The sequence below is a fragment of the Azonexus caeni genome, from assembly GCF_048146105.1.
Taxonomy (GTDB): Bacteria; Pseudomonadota; Gammaproteobacteria; order Burkholderiales; family Rhodocyclaceae; genus Azonexus; species Azonexus aromaticus_B.
This window is the reverse complement of sequence record NZ_JBKJAD010000004.1, coordinates 184363-197395: the sequence shown is the minus strand read 5'-3', so window position 1 is coordinate 197395 and position 13033 is coordinate 184363. Positions and strand designations below refer to the sequence as shown.

Sequence of the window (13033 nt, the reverse complement as noted above, 5' to 3'; positions counted from 1 at the left end):
TCAGCGGTTCTTGAAGGCCGGCTTGCGCTTCTCGACGAAGGCGGCCATGCCTTCCTTCTGATCTTCGAGGGCGAAGGCCGCGTGGAAAACGCGGCGTTCGAAGAGCAGGCCCTCGTTGAGCGAGGACTCGAAGGCGCGGTTGACCGACTCCTTGATCATCATCACCACTGGCAGCGAGTAGCCGGCGATGGTCGCGGCGGCCTTCAGCGTTTCGTCCAGCAGTTGCTCGGCCGGGATGACACGGGCGACCAGACCGGCCTTTTCGGCTTCGGCGGCGTCCATCATGCGCGCGGTCAGGCACAGGTCCATCGCCTTCGCCTTGCCGACGGCGCGCGGCAGGCGCTGCGTGCCGCCGGCGCCGGGCAGGGTGCCGAGGCGGATTTCCGGCTGGCCGAACTTCGCCGTATCGGCGGCGAAGATCATGTCGCACATCATCGCCATCTCGCAACCGCCGCCCAGCGCGAAGCCGGCCACCGCCGCGATCACCGGCTTGCGCGTGGTCTTGATGCGCTCCCAGTTGCGGGTGATGAAGTCGGTCTGGTAGGCGTGCATGTAGTCGAAGTCCTTCATGAAGCCGATGTCGGCGCCGGCGGCGAAGGCTTTTTCGTTGCCGGTGAGGACGATGCAGCCGATGTTCTCGTCGGCTTCGAAGGCGTCGATGGCGGCGGCGATGCCGTCGACGACATCGTTGTTCAGCGCGTTCATCGCTTCCGGCCGGTTGATGCGGATCAGACCGACCTTGCCGTGGATTTCGCTCAGTACGACGTTGCTCATTGGATTCTCCTGGATGTTCTTGTTGAAGGCTGGCGCCGCATTGTCCGGCGCGCGACAGTTGACGTTAACGTTAACCTGATAAGCTGTCACGAAAAACCATCCCGGAGGAGACAAGATGACCTATCCGATAGCCGCGGCCCCGTTGTGGACCCCGAACCCGGCCACCGTCGGCGATACCCGCATGGCGCAGTTCATGCAGGCGACCGGCCATGGCCGCTACGCCGAACTATGGCAATGGTCGGTCGATAAGCCGGAGGAATTCTGGCCACAGGTCTGGCGCTTTTGCGGCGCGGTCGGCGAACGTGGCGAAACGGTGCTCGAGGATGGCGGCAAGATGCCCGGCGCGCGCTGGTTTCCGCAGGCTCGCCTGAACTACGCCGAAAACCTGCTGCGCCACGCCGATGACGGCGAAGCGCTGGTGTTCTGGGGCGAGGACAAGGTCAAGCGGCGTATGACTCGCCGCGAGTTGCGCGGCGAAGTCGCCCGCTTCCAGCGTTTCCTGATCGAGGCCGGGGTCGGCGAAGGCGACCGCGTCGCCGGTTACCTGCCCAACCTGCCGGAAACGCTCGCCGCCATGCTGGCGACGACGGCGCTCGGCGCCATCTGGTCGTCGGCCTCGCCGGATTTCGGCGTGCAGGGCGTGCTCGACCGTTTCGGCCAGATCGAACCGAAGGTGCTGGTCTGCGTCGATGGCTACTGGTACAACGGCAAGGCGGTCGATTGTCTGGCCAAGAACGCGGAAGTCGCGGCGCAGATGCCGTCGCTGGTGAAGACCGTGGTCGTGCCGTATCTGGATGAAGCCCCGGAAATCGGCGCCATCGCCAACGCCGTCGCCTGGCCGGCGCTGCCGGCGGCCGATGCGGCGACGATGCCGGTGTTCAAACGGGTCGCCTTCGACCATCCGCTGTTCATCATGTACTCGTCGGGTACCACCGGCGTGCCCAAGTGCATCGTCCATTGCCACGGCGGCGTGCTGCTGCAACACCTCAAGGAGCATGTCCTGCACAGCGACGTGCGCCCCCGCGACCGTCTGTTCTACTTCACCACCTGCGGCTGGATGATGTGGAACTGGCTGGTCTCCGGGCTGGCCGCCGGCGCCACGCTGCTGCTCTACGACGGCTCGCCGTTCGCGGCCGGCGGCAAGGTGCTGTTCGACTACGCCGAGGCCGAGCGCATGACCCACTTCGGCACCTCGGCCAAGTTCATCGACGCTGCGGCCAAGCAGGGCCTGACGCCGGCCCGCACGCACGACCTGGGCGCCCTGCGCGCCTTGTTCTCGACCGGCAGCCCGCTGTCGCCGGAAGGCTTCGACTGGGTCTATCGCGAGGTCAAGGCTGACATCCTGCTCGCCTCGATTTCCGGCGGCACCGACATCATTTCCTGTTTCGTCCTCGGCAACCCGGTGCTGCCCGTCTATCGCGGCGAAATCCAGTGTCGCGGGCTGGGCATGGCGGTCGAGGTGTTCGATGAGGATGGCCAGCCGGTGCGCGGCGAGAAGGGCGAACTGGTGTGCACCCGGCCCTTCCCGGTGATGCCGGTCGGCTTCTGGAACGATGCCGACGGCAGCAAGTACCACGCCGCCTACTTCGAGCGTTTCCCGGATATCTGGTGTCACGGCGATTTCTCGGAACTGACCGCGCACGACGGCATGATCATCTACGGCCGCTCCGACGCGACGCTCAATCCGGGCGGCGTGCGCATCGGCACCGCCGAAATTTACCGCCAGGTCGAGCAGTTGCCGGAAGTGCTGGAGTCATTGGTGATCGGCCAGGACTGGCCGCCGGGCCGCAACGACGACGTGCGCGTCGTGCTCTTCGTCAAGCTGGCCGAGGGCGCCGTGCTCGACGCCGCGCTGGTCGAGCGCATCAAGCAGCAGATTCGCGCCAACACGACGCCGCGCCATGTGCCGGCGAAGGTTGTCCAGGTGCTGGACATTCCGCGCACCAAGTCGGGCAAGATCGTCGAACTGGCGGTGCGCAACGTGGTGCACGAGCGGCCGGTGAAGAACGTCGAGGCGCTGGCCAACCCGGAGGCGCTGGAAGGTTTCCGGCAGCGCCCCGAACTGGCCGATTAACCGCGTCCGGGCAGGGCCTGCAGGGCGCGGCGGCCCCACTGGCGGAGCAGGGCCGGCATCCGTACCTTGCCGGTCGGGACTTCGATCCAGCGATGGAAGGCCATGCCGGCGCCGATGCAGGCGCCCCAGGTGACCAGCGTCCACCAGGTGATCGCCGCCGCATCGCGCGGGGCGCTGTTGGCAAACAGCGCGTTGGCGAGGAGCAGGACGGGAAAGTGAACGAGGAAGACCGAGTAGGAAATGCGCCCGAAGAAGGCCGTCAGCCGCCCCTGCGGCCAGCGTTCGAGGAGGCCGCTGCGCCGGCTGAAGGCGAGCAGCAGCGCCACCGTCAGGGCAATCGCGATGCGCAGGCGGAAGTCTTCGACCAGCGCGGCGATGCCGACGGTGGCGATGAGTCCCAGCCAGAGCCGCAGGCGGCCGCGCGCCGACGCCCACCAGGCAGCGGCGCCGAGACCGTAGGAGCCGAAGAAGTAGATCGCCCAGTTGTCGAGACCGCTGTCGCGGTTGAAGTAAAACAGCGAGGCAATCGCCAGCCCGAGCACCGCCAGCAGCGCACCGGCCGGCTTTCTCCCCAGCCACAGCAGCAGCGCCATCAGGGCAAAGAGCTGGAAGTCGATGGCGACGTACCAGACGCCGGCGGACAGTGATTCGGCGCCGAGCACGCCGTGCAGCAGGAAGACATGGGCCAGCCACTGGCCGAAGGTGGCGCGGTCGGGCACCGCCGGATCGTCGAGCCACTGGTCGGCGATGGCCGAGACGATGACGGCGATGCTGATCGCCGCGACGAAGGGCAGGGCGAGGCGCAGGTAGCGGCGGCCGATCAGCGGCAGCGGGTTGCCTGCCAGCAGGCGGCCTTCCGGTGCCAGGCCGCGGGCAGCGAGGAAACCGGCGCAGACGAGGAAGACCTGGACCGCCATCCGTCCGTAATCGACCAGCCATTCGGCAACTTCCGGGAAGGTCGCGCCGAAAGCCACGGCCAGCGGGCCGTAGAGCGCGAAATGGTGCAACAGGACAAGCTGCGAGGCGCCGGCCTTGAGTGCATCAAGCAGAGGCATGCGCGAAGTTGTCGGTTTCATGACGGTAATATTACGCCAACTGCTGCGGTGCACAAAACCCGTTTCAGAACAAGCGGCTGACGAAGGCGCCGGCTGTCTCGGCGGGCAAGTCGATCCACACCGTGTGGCCGCTGCCCGGGGCGACGGGAACGGGTTCGCCGGCCGCGTTTTCCAGGCGGCCGATGCGTGACCGCAGGTTGCCCCGCGGCTGCACGCATTCGACGGTGTCGCCGAGTGCGAAACGGTTCTTGACGGCAACCCGCATCAGGCCGCGCGCTGCGTCGAAGGCGACGGCGTCGCCGACGTACTGGCTCTTGTCCGATTCGGAATGGCCGCGCAGGTAGTTCTGATAGTCGGCATCGTGGTGACGCTGGTAGAAGCCGTCGGTGTAGCCGCGGTTGGCCAGGTTTTCCAGTTCGCCGAGCAGGGTCGGGTCGAAGGGGCGGCCGGCGACGGCATCGTCGATCGCCTGGCGGTAGGCCTGGCAGGTACGGGCGACGTAGTACGGGCTCTTGGTGCGGCCCTCGATCTTCAGCGAATCGACGCCGATCTCGGTCAGCCGATGCACATGCTCGATGGCGCGCAGGTCCTTCGAATTCATGATGTAGGTGCCGTGCTCGTCTTCCTCGATCGGCATCAGTTCACCGGGGCGCTGGCGTTCCTCAAGCAGGATTTCCTGCTCCGGGTTCTGGTAAAAATTGACCGGCTGGCCATCCGAGGTCGATACCTTGTAATCCCAGCGGCAGGAATTGGTGCAGGTGCCCTGGTTCGGGTCGCGGTGGTTGAAATAACCGGAGAGCAGGCAGCGGCCGGAATAGGCGATGCACAGCGCGCCATGGACGAAGACTTCGAGTTCGATGTCCGGGCATTGCTGGCGGATTTCGGCAACTTCGTCGAGCGACAGTTCGCGCGACAGGATGACGCGGCTAATGCCCATCTTCTGCCAGAACCTGACCGCCGCCCAATTCACCGTGTTCGACTGCACCGACAGATGGATGACCTGATCCGGCCATCGCGTGCGCACCATGTCGATCAGACCGGGGTCGGACATGATCAGCGCGTCCGGCTGGAGCGCGATGACTGGCGCCATGTCGTCGAGGTAGGTCTTCAGCTTGGCGTTGTGCGGGTAGATGTTGCTGACGACGAAGAACTGCTTGCCGGCGGCATGGGCTTCGGCGATGGCGTCACCGAGGATCGCCAGGTCGCCGAAGGCGTTGTTGCGTACGCGCAGGCTGTAGCGGGGTTGGCCGGCGTAGATCGCGTCGGCGCCGAAGGCGAAGGCGGTGCGCATCATTTCGGGCGAACCGGCCGGGGCGAGGAGTTCTGGCGCCTTGCGCATAGTAAAATCTTGAAAAACCGCGAATTTTACTCCCATGACCGAAGAAATCCTGATCAACTTCACGCCCCAGGAGACCCGTGTTGCCGTGATGCAACAAGGGGTCGTCCAGGAACTCCACATCGAACGCACCGCCAGCCGCGGTCTGGTCGGCAATGTCTATCTGGGACGCATCGTCCGTATCCTGCCCGGCATGCAGTCGGCCTTCGTCGATGTCGGCCTCGAGCGCACCGCCTTCCTGCACGTCGCCGACATCTGGCAGCCGCGCGAGTCGGCGACCGAGCGGCCGATCGAGAAAATCCTGGCCGAAGGCCAGAGCATCGTCGTCCAGGTGGTCAAGGACCCGATCGGCACCAAGGGGGCGCGGCTGACGACGCAGCTTTCGATCGCCGGCCGCATGCTGGTTTACCTGCCGCAGGAGAAGCACATCGGCATCTCGCAGCGGATCGAGTCGGAAACCGAGCGCGAACTGCTGCGCGAACGTCTGACCCGGCTGGTGCCGGACGACGAAACCGGCGGCTTCATCGTCCGGACGATGGCCGAGAACGCCAGCGACGAAGAATTCGCCACCGACATCGCCTACCTGAAGAAAATCTGCGCCGACATCCGCCAGCGTTCGCGTAGCAGCGCTCCGCCCACCCTGCTCTACCAGGAACTGTCGCTTGGCCAGCGCGTGCTGCGCGATTTCGTCAACCCGGAGACGACGCGCATCGTCATCGACTCGCGGGAGAACTTCCAGAAACTCTCGCTGTTCGCTGGCGAATACACGCCGGCGGTGCAATCGCTGCTCGAGCATTACACCGGCCAGCGGCCGTTGTTCGACCTGCACGGCGTCGAGGATGAAATCCAGAAGGCGCTGGCCCGCCGCGTCGACCTGAAGTCCGGCGGTTACCTGATCATCGACCAGACCGAGGCGATGACGACGATCGACGTCAATACCGGCGGCTTCGTCGGCGTGCGCAACTTCGACGACACCATCTTCAAGACCAACCTCGAGGCGGCGGTCACCATCGCCCGCCAGCTGCGCTTGCGGAACCTTGGCGGCATCATCATTGTCGATTTCATCGACATGGAAAACGAGGAGCACAAGAAGTCGGTGCTGGAAGAGTTCAACAAGGCGCTGTCGCGCGACCACACGCGGCTGACGGTGAACGGCTTCACCCATCTCGGCCTGGTCGAAATGACCCGCAAGCGCACCCGCGAATCGCTGGCGCACGTGCTGTGCGAGCCGTGCCCGACCTGCGGCGGCCGCGGCGAGGTGAAGACGGCGCGCACCGTCGCCTACGAAATCCTCCGCGAACTGCTGCGCGAGGCGCGCCAGTTCAACGCCCGTGAGTACCGCATCCTGGCCGGTCCGGCTGTCGTGGATCTGTTCCTCGACGAGGAATCGCAGTCGCTGGCGATGCTCTCCGACTTCATCGGCAAATCGGTTTCCCTGCAATCCGAACCCAGTTATTCGCCCGAGCAGTACGATATCGTCCTGATGTGATTAGCCAAGGAGAGAGACATGAACGACCGCGCAGAATTTGACAGCCTGGTTCCGGCGCAGGGTTTCAGCCGGCGCGAGTTCCTGGTTACCAGCCTGGGAGCCGGATTTGCGCTGGCCACCCAGCCGGTGGCGGCGCAGACCGCAATCCACACCGATGCCGCCGGCCTCACCGCCGGTGAGGTCAAGGTGCCGGTAGGCGATGGTGAGATGGTCGCCTACCGCGCCACACCGGCCGGCGTTGGCAAGGCGCCGGTGGTGTTGCTGATCTCCGAGATCTTCGGCGTTCATGAGTACATCCGCGATACCGCGCGCCGCCTGGCCAAACTCGGCTATTTCGTCGTCGCCCCTGAACTGTTCGCCCGCCAGGGCGATCCCCGCCAGATTGAGAGCGTTGCCGAGATCATCGACAAGATCAGCAGCAAGACACCAGACGCCGAGGTGATGAAGGACCTCGACGCGGCGGTCGTTTGGGCCGCCGGCCAGGGCGCCGACACCGGTCGGCTGGCGATCACCGGTTTCTGCTGGGGCGGCCGCATCACCTGGCTGTACAGCGCTCACAATCCCGGGGTCAGGGCCGGCGTCGCCTGGTACGGCCGCCTGGTCAGCCCGGTCAATGCCTACAATCCGCGCCATCCGATCGACCTGGTCGGCGAACTGAAGGCGCCGGTGCTCGGCCTCTACGGCGGCGTCGATAGCGGTATCCCGGTCGATACCGTCGATGCCATGGAAGCGGCGCTGAAGACCGGCAGCCCGGCGGCAAAGGCTTCGCAGCTCCAGCTCTACGACAACGCGCCGCATGCCTTCCACGCCGATTACCGGCCGAGCTACCGCAAGGAAGAAGCCGAGGACGGCTGGCGCCGGATGCTCGACTGGTTTCGCAGGAATGGCGTGTAAACGCCATTCCGGGGCACGGGGCGGCGCTTTCATGCTACGCTTCGCCCCTTGTCCTGCCCGCTGTCGATCATGACCACCGCCGATTCCGCCACCACCGAAAAAACCACCGACGTTCGTGCCTTGCTCAAGGAACTGCAGGAGCGCTTCGCCGTATTCCGCAACTACAGTCCGCTGGCAATAGGCATCGACAAGCAGTTGTTCGCTGCGCTGCCGGACCTGAGCCGCAAGTCGGTGCGGCTGGCGATGCGCAGCCACACGATGAGCACGCGCTACCTCAAGGAAATGGAAAAGGCGGCGCAACGCCTCAATCTCGACGGTACGCCTGCCGGCGAAGTCACCGACGAGAATCGCCAGCATGCAACCGAGCAACTGAAGGAACGCTTCAAGAAGCAGGCCGAACAGCGCAAGGCCAGCGAAGCCGCCGCCAAGGCCGAAGCCATGAAGCAGAAGAAGCTGCTGGAACTGGCCGAGAAATTCGGGCGCAAGTAAGAGGCAAGCACTGCTAAAAAACACCGGGCCCCTTGAACGGGCCCGTTTTTTTTGCCCTGGCTTACTTGGGGGGGGGGGCGCCAGAAATGCAGCAAATCAGCCGTCAGAAACGACTTAGGCCGCCCGGAGGCGGCCTAAGTCATTGAAATTCTGGTGGGTCGTGAGTGATTCGAACACTCGACCTACGGATTAAGAGTCCGCTGCTCTACCAGCTGAGCTAACGACCCAGAATTATTCCTGGTGGGTCGGGCGAGACTCGAACTCGCGACCAACGGATTAAAAGTCCGCTGCTCTACCGACTGAGCTACCGACCCGCCCCACGGGAAGCGCGCATTATATGGGGGTCGCCGCTTGTCGTCAACGCCTGCGAACAAGTTTGGTGAGTGTTGCCTATGTAAGCCTGTCCGTTGAATGGTGAAGTTATGTAGCTAGCAAGCTTTCATGGATTAGCCCCGCTAAAATCAAAGCGGGATTTTCCCCTTATCGTTCAGGAGCTTGATCATGGATGCGCAAAGTTTATCCCGTTATCAGGACTGGCTGTTGGCGGCGGCGACAGATGTCGGTCTCAAGGTGCTGGCGGCAATTGTTTTCTGGGTGGTTGGCCGCTGGCTGATCGGCATTGCGGTCGGCATGGTGCGTGCGGCGCTGGAGCGGCAGAAGGTCGACCCGACGGTGTTGCGCTACGTCGGTTCGATTGTCACCGTGACTTTGAACATCCTGTTGGTGATCGGCATCCTCGGTTACTTCGGAATGCAGACGACGACCTTCGCGGCGCTTGTCGCCGGCGCCGGCATCGCCATCGGTGCCGCCTGGGCCGGCTTGCTCTCGAATTTCGCAGCGGGGGCCTTCCTGATCGTTCTGCGCCCCTTCAAGGTTGGTGACTTCGTGACGGTTGGCGGTGTCACCGGGACGGTGACCGAGATTGGCTTGTTCGCGACGACGCTGAACACGATGGACAACATCGCGACCGTGGTCGGCAACAACAAGATTTTCGGCGACAACATCCAGAACTACACCCACAACCCGTTCCGCCGGGTCGATCTGAAGTGTCAGCTAGCCGGTGCTGCCGATCACCGGGCGGCGATTGGGTTGCTGCGCGAGAAGATCGCGATGATTCCGAATGTGCTCGCCGAGCCGGCGGTTGATGTCGAGATTCTTGAATTCAACCTGGTGGGGCCGGTCCTCGCGGTGCGTCCGTATTGCCATAACGACCACTATTGGCAGGTTTATTTCGAGACCAACCGGATTCTGCGCGAAGCGCTGGCCGAAGCGGGGTTCCCGGCGCCGATGCCGGCGCAGAACGTGCTGCTGACGCAGTCCTGAGACGGGGAAGGGGCCGGCGTTGCCGGCCCTTGGCTCAGTTGCCGAGGCGGCGGCAGATTTCCAGGGTCAGCGGCGCCTGGTTCATGCTGTAGAAGTGCAGCCCCGGGGCGCCGCCCTGGAGCAGGCGGGCGCACAGTTCGGTGACCAGGTCGAGGCCGAAGGCGCGGATCGATTCGCTATCGTCGCCGTAGCTCTCGAACTTCTTGCGCATCCAGCGCGGCAGATCGGCGCCGCAGGCGTCGGAGAAGCGGGCCAGCTTGGTGAAACCGACGATCGGCATGATGCCCGGGATGATCGGGATGTCGACGCCGAGCGCGCGCGCTTCGTCGACAAAGTGGAAGTAGGCGTCGGCGTTGTAGAAATACTGGGTGATCGCCGAATTGGCGCCGGCCTTCACCTTGCGCGCGAAGTTCTGCAGGTCGTCCTGCGGGCTGCGCGCCTGCGGGTGCCATTCCGGATAGGCGGCGACCTCGATGCTGAACTGGCCACCGGTCTCGGCGCGGATGAATTCGACCAGCTCGTTGGCGTAGCGGAACTCGCCGGTTTCCGCCATGCCCGAGGGCAGGTCGCCGCGCAGCGCGACGATGCGGCGGATGCCGGCTGCCTGGTACTCGCCGAGGATTTCGCGGATCGATTCGCGCGTCGAGCCGATGCACGACAGGTGCGGTGCGGCGTCGAAGCCTTCGGCGGCGATTTCCTTGACCACCGAGAAGGTGCGCTCGCGCGTCGAACCGCCAGCGCCGTAGGTGACGGAGAAGAATTCGGGTTGCAGCTTGGCCAGTTCGGCGCGCGTCGCGCGCAGCTTGTCGACGCCTTCGGGCGTTTGCGGCGGGAAGAATTCGATGGAGATTTCGGGTTTCATTTTTTCAGCCAGATAAAGAATTCGCGGTTGCCGTCACCGCCGGTGATGGGGCTGGCTAGCCAGGCTTTTGCCGTCAGGTCGAGTTGCCGGGCGAGATCGAGGAAACGGCCCTCGACGTCACGGTACAGCGTCGGGTCGCGGACGATGCCGCCTTTGCCGATGTTGTGCGGGCCGACTTCGAACTGCGGCTTGACGAGCAGCAGCAGGTCGCCGTCGGCGGCGAGAAGCGCCGGCAGTTGCGGCAGCACCAGGGTCATCGAGATGAACGAGACGTCGCCGACGATCAGGTTGAAACCGCCGGCCGGCATGGCGTCGCCGAGGTCGGCGGCGGTCAGGGCGCGGCAGTTGATGCCTTCGAGCGCGCTGACGCGCGCGTCGCCTTTCAGCTTGCCGTGCAGTTGCCCGTGGCCGACATCGACGCCGACGACATGGGCGGCGTCGGCCTGCAGCAGGCAGTCGGTGAAACCGCCGGTGGACTGGCCGACATCGAGGCAGTGCTTGCCTTTGATGCTCACGCCGGTCGCCGCCAGCGCACCGGCCAGCTTGAGGCCGCCGCGCGAGACGTAGCGGTCGCTGTCGTCCGCCTGCACGGTCAGCACCGCATCAGCCGGCAATTCCTGCGCCGGCTTGCCGATCGCCTTGCCATCGGCGAACACCCGGCCTTCGCCGATCAGCCGTTGCGCCTGCGTGCGCGACGCCGCCAGCCCGCGCTGGACGAGCAGGGCGTCGGCGCGCAGCAGGCCATGGCGTTCGACCGGCGGTTTGGCCGCTTTTTCGTCACGCTGTCGGCCACCTTGCCGGGCGTGGAAGGAGTTCATGCTCATCGCCGGGATTTGCCCAACAACACGCTACTCAAAGCCCAGGAAATCAGGCTGTAGGCGAGCGAACCGAACAGGGCCGACCAGAAACCGCCGACCTGGAAACCGTCGACCAGATTGCCGGCGAGCTGGAACAGCAGCGCATTGATGACGAAGATGAACAGCCCCAGCGTCAGCAGCGTCACCGGCAGGGTGAGCAGGATCAGCAACGGCCGCAGCAGCGTGTTGATCAGGCCAAGCACAACGGCGACCAGCAGGGCGGTGCTCAGACCCGCCACCTGGATCGACGGCAGCAGATAAGGCAGCGCCAGCAGGGTCAGCGCATTGACGATCCAGATGGCGATCAGCTTGAACATGGTGATGAGCTTAGTAGCGGTAGTGGTTCGGCTTGTACGGGCCGTTCACCGGCACGCCGATGTACTTGGCCTGGGCCTCGCTCAGCGTCGTCAGGTTGGCGCCGATCTTCTTTAGGTGCAGGCGGGCGACCATTTCGTCGAGGTGCTTGGGCAGCACGTAGACGCCGATCGGGTAGTCGGCGGTCTTGGTGAACAGTTCGATCTGCGCCAGCGTCTGGTTGGCGAACGAGTTGCTCATGACGAAGCTGGGGTGGCCGGTGGCGCAGCCGAGGTTCACCAGGCGGCCTTCGGCGAGCAGGATGATGCGCTTGCCGTCCGGGAAGATGATGTGATCGACCTGCGGTTTGATGTTCTCCCAGGTGTACTGGCGCAGGCTGGCGACTTCGATTTCCGAGTCGAAGTGGCCGATGTTGCAGACGATGGCGTTGTTCTTCATCGCCTTCATGTGGTCATGGGTGATGACGCCGACGTTGCCGGTGGTGGTGATGAAGATGTCGCCCATGGCCGCCGCGTCTTCCATGGTGACCACGCGATAGCCTTCCATCGCTGCCTGCAGGGCGCAGATCGGGTCGATTTCGGTGACCCAGACAGTGGCGCCGAGGCCGCGCAGGGACTGGGCGCAGCCTTTGCCCACGTCGCCGTAGCCGAGGACGACGCCGATCTTGCCGGCGATCATCACGTCGGTGGCGCGCTTGATGCCGTCGACCAGCGATTCGCGGCAGCCGTAGAGGTTGTCGAACTTGGACTTGGTCACCGAATCATTGACGTTGATCGCCGGGAACTTCAGTTCGCCGCGTTCGAACATCTGGTACAGGCGATGCACGCCGGTGGTGGTTTCTTCGGTGACGCCCTTGACCTGGGCAAGACGGGTGGAATACCAGGTCGGGTCGGTCTTCAGCTTGGCCTTGATGCTGGCGAAGAGAACGACGGCTTCCTCGCTGTCCGGATGGTCGAGCACCGACAGATCCTGCTCGGCGCGGGCGCCGAGGTGCAGCAGCAGGGTGGCGTCGCCGCCATCGTCGAGGATCATGTTCGAGTAGACTTTTTGACCCTGGCCGCCGTCGGCCCATTCGAAGATGCGGTGGGTGTAATCCCAGTAATCGGTCAGCGATTCGCCCTTGACCGCGAACACCGGCACGCCGGTGGCGGCGATGGCGGCGGCGGCGTGGTCCTGCGTCGAGAAGATGTTGCACGAGGCCCAGCGGACTTCGGCGCCGAGCGCGGTCAGCGTCTCGATCAGCACGGCGGTCTGGATCGTCATGTGCAGCGAGCCGGTGATGCGCGCGCCCTTCAGCGGTTGCGTTTTCGCGAATTCCTCGCGGATGGCCATCAGGCCCGGCATTTCGGTTTCGGCGATGCGGATTTCCTTGCGACCCCAGTCGGCAAGGGAAAGATCGGCAATGACGTAGTCTTGGGTTTCAGCCACAGTAAAGCTCCTTGAACTGTGACCGGGGAGGGAGGTGCGGCATGCTCAGCTGCGCCCCCTGCGCCCGGCAGGGTTGGACAGTGAGCGCCGTTTTGAACCGAGCCTGGGAGTGACCTCCTGCAGCGCTCCTCGGTAGG

Annotated in this window: 12 protein-coding genes, 2 tRNA genes and 1 riboswitch; of the genes, 5 read left to right on the top strand and 9 right to left on the bottom strand. The window is 64.6% G+C overall.

The window, feature by feature from the left end; all coding sequences use genetic code 11:
• A complete protein-coding gene (locus tag ACLIIZ_RS07315; RefSeq protein ID WP_416691460.1) occupies positions 1 to 774 on the bottom strand; it encodes an enoyl-CoA hydratase in 774 nt (257 codons plus the stop codon).
• 115 nt (positions 775 to 889) lie between these two features.
• Between ACLIIZ_RS07315 and ACLIIZ_RS07310 the strand changes: the two genes are divergently transcribed.
• A complete protein-coding gene (locus ACLIIZ_RS07310; protein WP_416691459.1) occupies positions 890 to 2848 on the top strand; it encodes an acetoacetate--CoA ligase in 1959 nt (652 codons plus the stop codon).
• Here the strand turns inward: ACLIIZ_RS07310 and ACLIIZ_RS07305 are convergent.
• Both ACLIIZ_RS07305 and trhP read right to left on the bottom strand, forming a co-directional pair.
• Positions 2845 to 3903: an acyltransferase family protein gene (locus ACLIIZ_RS07305; protein WP_416691458.1), complete on the bottom strand. Its 1059-nt coding sequence runs from the start codon at positions 3901 to 3903 to the stop codon at positions 2845 to 2847. The two genes, ACLIIZ_RS07310 and ACLIIZ_RS07305, sit on opposite strands and share 4 nt — an antisense overlap.
• A gap of 64 nt (positions 3904 to 3967) precedes the next feature.
• Positions 3968 to 5242, bottom strand: a complete 1275-nt coding sequence (gene trhP, locus ACLIIZ_RS07300; RefSeq protein ID WP_416691457.1) for a prephenate-dependent tRNA uridine(34) hydroxylase TrhP — start codon at positions 5240 to 5242, stop codon at positions 3968 to 3970.
• A 34-nt stretch (positions 5243 to 5276) separates the two neighbouring features.
• Between trhP and rng the strand changes: the two genes are divergently transcribed.
• From rng to ACLIIZ_RS07285, 3 genes are all read left to right on the top strand, one after another.
• Positions 5277 to 6728, top strand: coding sequence for a ribonuclease G (gene rng, locus ACLIIZ_RS07295; protein WP_416691456.1), 1452 nt, complete (start codon positions 5277 to 5279; stop codon positions 6726 to 6728).
• An 18-nt stretch (positions 6729 to 6746) separates the two neighbouring features.
• A complete protein-coding gene (locus tag ACLIIZ_RS07290) occupies positions 6747 to 7622 on the top strand; it encodes a dienelactone hydrolase family protein (RefSeq protein WP_416691455.1) in 876 nt (291 codons plus the stop codon).
• A gap of 69 nt (positions 7623 to 7691) precedes the next feature.
• Entirely contained in the window at positions 7692 to 8111 is a 420-nt protein-coding gene (locus ACLIIZ_RS07285) for a ProQ/FINO family protein (protein WP_416691454.1), read from the top strand.
• Positions 8112 to 8262: 151 nt separating this feature from the next.
• Here ACLIIZ_RS07285 and ACLIIZ_RS07280 read toward each other — a convergent pair.
• Positions 8263 to 8338: transfer RNA gene (locus ACLIIZ_RS07280), tRNA-Lys, on the bottom strand.
• Between the two features lie 11 nt (positions 8339 to 8349).
• Positions 8350 to 8425, bottom strand: a tRNA-Lys gene (locus tag ACLIIZ_RS07275).
• 187 nt (positions 8426 to 8612) lie between these two features.
• Here ACLIIZ_RS07275 and ACLIIZ_RS07270 point away from each other — a divergent pair.
• Positions 8613 to 9434 carry a mechanosensitive ion channel family protein gene (locus ACLIIZ_RS07270; RefSeq protein WP_416691453.1) on the top strand — a complete coding sequence of 274 codons (822 nt, stop codon included), beginning with the start codon at positions 8613 to 8615 and terminating at the stop codon, positions 9432 to 9434.
• Positions 9435 to 9468: 34 nt separating this feature from the next.
• Here ACLIIZ_RS07270 and metF read toward each other — a convergent pair whose 3' ends face one another.
• Genes metF through ahcY form a run of 4 tightly spaced genes read right to left on the bottom strand, consistent with a single transcriptional unit; the run spans position 9469 to position 12896 of the window.
• Entirely contained in the window at positions 9469 to 10296 is an 828-nt protein-coding gene (metF, locus tag ACLIIZ_RS07265; RefSeq protein WP_416691452.1) for a methylenetetrahydrofolate reductase [NAD(P)H], read from the bottom strand.
• Positions 10293 to 11114 (bottom strand): TlyA family RNA methyltransferase, encoded by an 822-nt coding sequence (locus tag ACLIIZ_RS07260; protein ID WP_416691451.1) that lies wholly within the window; start codon positions 11112 to 11114, stop codon positions 10293 to 10295. The genes metF and ACLIIZ_RS07260 overlap by 4 nt, the downstream gene beginning before the upstream one ends.
• 2 nt (positions 11115 to 11116) lie before the next feature.
• Positions 11117 to 11470, bottom strand: coding sequence for a phage holin family protein (locus tag ACLIIZ_RS07255; RefSeq protein WP_416691450.1), 354 nt, complete (start codon positions 11468 to 11470; stop codon positions 11117 to 11119).
• 10 nt (positions 11471 to 11480) lie between these two features.
• Complete coding sequence (gene ahcY, locus ACLIIZ_RS07250; RefSeq protein WP_416691449.1) at positions 11481 to 12896, bottom strand: adenosylhomocysteinase; 1416 nt, start codon at positions 12894 to 12896, stop codon at positions 11481 to 11483.
• Between the two features lie 75 nt (positions 12897 to 12971).
• A riboswitch (S-adenosyl-L-homocysteine riboswitch) is annotated at positions 12972 to 13033 on the bottom strand.